This is a genomic window from Methanosarcinales archaeon, from assembly GCA_014859725.1.
In the GTDB taxonomy this organism is placed as follows: domain Archaea; phylum Halobacteriota; class Methanosarcinia; order Methanosarcinales; family Methanocomedenaceae; genus Kmv04.
Genome location: JACUTQ010000190.1, coordinates 1 through 3,842, shown reverse-complemented (window position 1 = coordinate 3,842; position 3,842 = coordinate 1). Strand labels below are relative to the sequence as shown.

At 41.3% G+C, this 3,842-nt stretch carries 3 protein-coding genes; all 3 read right to left on the bottom strand.

The annotated features are described in order from the left end of the window. Positions 1-121 (bottom strand): UvrD-helicase domain-containing protein (locus IBX40_11805; GenBank protein ID MBE0524997.1); only part of this gene is annotated, 121 nt, incomplete at its 3' end. Between the two features lie 51 nt (positions 122-172). Next, positions 173-985: an HNH endonuclease gene (locus IBX40_11800; protein MBE0524996.1), complete on the bottom strand. Its 813-nt coding sequence runs from the start codon at positions 983-985 to the stop codon at positions 173-175. Positions 986-1,154: 169 nt separating this feature from the next. Next, positions 1,155-3,842 (bottom strand): ATP-binding protein (locus tag IBX40_11795; protein ID MBE0524995.1); only part of this gene is annotated, 2,688 nt, incomplete at its 5' end.

Sequence of the window (3,842 nt, the reverse complement as noted above, 5' to 3'; positions counted from 1 at the left end):
CAGTTATGGTCGTGGTTTTGCCTGTACCTGCGCCTGCGAGGATCAGTTGGGGGGCTTGGGTGTGTTTGATGGCTTCAAGCTGGCGCGGTTTTAGGGATGAGAGGAGGGAGTCTAATGTAATGGTACCACCGTTTTAGGTTGGTTAAAGAATATGCCGTATACAACCACGCTCTCAACTGACGTGCCTAATTCTACTTCTAAGTTCGCCGATGCTCATGGGCGGATCATTTCGATGAAGCATATCATGACAGTTGGCGCAGACCAAAGCAATATCATCAAGCGCAGTTATTGATGCATTATCTCTACTACTAATAGAATATAAATGATGTGCTATTATGTACTTTTCACCAATTTTACCATAAATTCTCTTAAAACTCATTTTACATACTTCACAATGGTAATCAGAATTAGCTTTCTTTGCTTCAATCAATGCCCGATTCCTTGTTCGAAATATGGCTTCAGATGTGTATATTTCTCCTTCTTTTGCTTCAACTATCTTGATTTTTTTTACTGTTTGGGATTCAGCCTTATTAATTTTATCTAAACGCCGTCCTTCTAATTTTAAAACTGTTATCTGGTCTGCCCCAAGAACAAGGTTGAATTTAGGAAATTCGTTTTCCCAATTTACTGTCACGAAATGTTCCCACTCAACTTCCGTTCCTTTGAGGATATTTGGGTCGTATTTATACTCTCTCGTTATCACTCCCTTTCCTACGATATATGGGCCTTGTTTCACATAGATTATATCTCTTTTCTTCATTCGATAAGCTACATTTTTTAGACTGCTTCTGGCGGTTGTGGCTTCAGGCCTTTTTCCTCGCCAAATTTCATCGTAATCATCTTCTGTGAGCTTAGAACAATCTTCAACCACAGGGTTTCCATCATCAGTATAATATCCAATAGCAGCAATTCCTCGTTCATAACAATCCGGCCACATCTCATAACCTCGACTGTCGATTCTGAAAGCCATACGCCAATAGTTCATCTTTTCATCTCCCTTAATATTTCCCGATCGAGTTTTACTAATGGTTCGCATATTTGAAATTCACCATCACTACTCACTCTTGCCAGAAATTACATGCAATTCATTCATTCTAATACTTTGATTTATATTTTATAATAATAATTTTTTTTAAATATTATATCGTTCTTGCTCAAGAGTCATTCGAAACATTATCATCCAATCCTAATTCCCTCAGCGCAGCCTTTGTTTCCTCAACCTTCTGTGTTGAAATTCCTCCCTCTTCAGCGACTTCAAAGCTAAGTGTCAATTTCAGACCCTTCCCACCTGCAAACTTCGAAAGAACCTTTGTGTAAAAATTCATCCATTTTTGCGGGGGTACATTGCCATTCCACGTTAATCTGCTTGACGCAACTACCGGTGTTATATTAGTTTCAGGAGGGATAGGCTGCTCGTCTCCTTTGCCAGGTTCTTGAGTAGTATTAATCGGGGTCTTAACAGTAGGATATTGGAAACCCTCGGGTTTTTTTATTTCAGTACCAGTTACTTTTGCTGCTTTATAATCTTCAGCGATCTCTTTCTTAATTATGAAAATATTATCTGTAATCTCCACATCGCTTGCAACAAGACTATTTCCATAAATAAATGGAGAATAATCACCATCACCGGTTTTTCCAACATAACCTATATTGCTGCCAGAAACACCCCGAGCAATTGTATCCCTTATTGCTTCAGCGTTTATAAGACGCGGAAACTGTGGAGACGAAAAGAAAGCATCACGTACCGATTTTGTACTCCATTCCTTAAAAGCTGGCGGCCAGTTCCTGATCAAGAAGTTCGGACTGATGGCTTCTTCTATATCTCCATCCTGACGTAAGCGATTAATGATCAATCCGACAAGAGAATCTGCAGCACTTGAATGAACCAGACCAAGCGGAGTGTGTCTCATCTTATTGTCTTTGCCAAGCAGAATGATATTATTATAGCTTCTCCACACAGATTCTTTTAGGTCACGTTGTGACTTTTTTATATTTTCATCGAGATGACGTTTTTGAGTATCATCGAGATGGAGTTCTTCTGCCTCATCGCTGATATCTTCCCATGCTAAAAGTTTACGGGCATCTTCATAAAGACCAGAAGAAGAATCCGGGACAATCCATATTAGAGCGCTTTTAAATGTGCGTGCAGATGTACCATTTTCCCTCGTGAAGGTTTCGATCATATCATTTATTTTTTTCCCTTCCGAAATTGATTGCTCAGGTGGAAGAATAATTAGCGTTAATGCTGCCCTATCCGGTATCTGTCCACTCTTATCGGGGAAAAAGACTCTTTCTATGCTGCTGACTGATGCGAAAACTTTCTGGATTTCGGCACGCGCTCTTTCATCGATCTTTTTTTCTGATATTGTGGCTCTGCGATCTGCCAATATTTTGTTAAGTGTTACCGTTAATCCAAAACGATAGTGGTTTCTTTCGACCCTGAGGTAATAGCAGGATTCTCCCAGGGTTTCTAACACTGTTTCGATATTCCCAAGGTCTAATCCAGGTTCGGCAACAGCTAACCGGATCTCCGGGATAGTTGCATCTGTTCTTGATTGCCCTCCATTTGATTCAAAAAATATTGCTGTTGCCACTTTTCGATGAAGTCGAGCTTTTTTGATTGCATCCAGTGCTTCTTTATCAAGGATGATCGAATGAGCATCCGGTTTTCCAGCAATATCTGTTGTTATTACAGGTTCCAGTCGAGGTTCGCCCAGTTGTTCTAATAGAGGTGATCTGAATATTGGATCATCCAATGGTGCAGTTCCTAAAGTAATTAGAGGATCCTTATGTGCTCCTTTAAATCCATCTTGATATGCTCGTGATACCCATAAGGCAAGTAACCGTAATATCCCGCGCGTTCGTTGAAAGCGTGGTAATCCCTGCCATTTACGTTCAAATACAGACAACACCGTTGGATGGAAAGGATATGAAGCAAGAAACGCTTCTTTGGCACTATCTACTGGGAAATCCCCTACCTGATTGCGATGCTCAACTATCCAATCAGCATATTCATTAATGGTCTTTTTTGCTTCCTCTGGAACTCCATTCCATTCAAAAAGCCTTCTTCTGATGATCTCAGAAGTCTCACCTTCAGCTGACATCATCACAGCTTTGCCAAGCCTGTCAAGTAATTTCTTGAAACGCTCATGGTCTGAGTGGTCTTCTGCGGTCATTTCTAACTCTGAGGCAGGTATGGATACGACCAGAACAACATTGTTTTGACCGCGTGCTTCTTCAGAGAGGTTTTGCAAGAAATTGTAAAATTGTGTTACCATCCCCATCTTTCGATATCTGCTGATATAGTTCATCAGTTCATCCATCAAAATCAAGCATGGGCGGTCTTTGGGCAAGATCTTTCTTATTACATCGTTGCCAGGTGCGATTAATTGCTTGTCTTGTTCTGAAACAATTTTAAAGGATTCTGGACCTCCAAGCTGCCAGGCGATTTCTCCCCATGGAGTTTTTCGCAATGGTTCTCCATTTTCGCCACCTCTTCCTGCAATGGAGTCGAATTCCGTGCCAACAAATACAGCAATGGCTGCCTGAGGAATATTAGTAACCCCAGCTTTTCCGAGGATATTGGTCACTCCAGGCCATGAAGTTGCCTCAGCCCCTCCTTTTGCCAGATGGTAAAGTAAAGCCAGAGCATGGGTCTTGCCCCCTCCGAACTGTGTGCTCAGGTTAAAAACCGCGGAAGTTTCGGTTTTTATTCCTGATAAGCGTCTAACAACTTCGGCAGATAAGTCCTCCAAACCTTTTGTAAGATATGTCCTTTCAAAGAATCGCCGAGGGCGCTGGTAATCATCCGGGGCTCGTCCATCTCTTATTTGATCAAGATG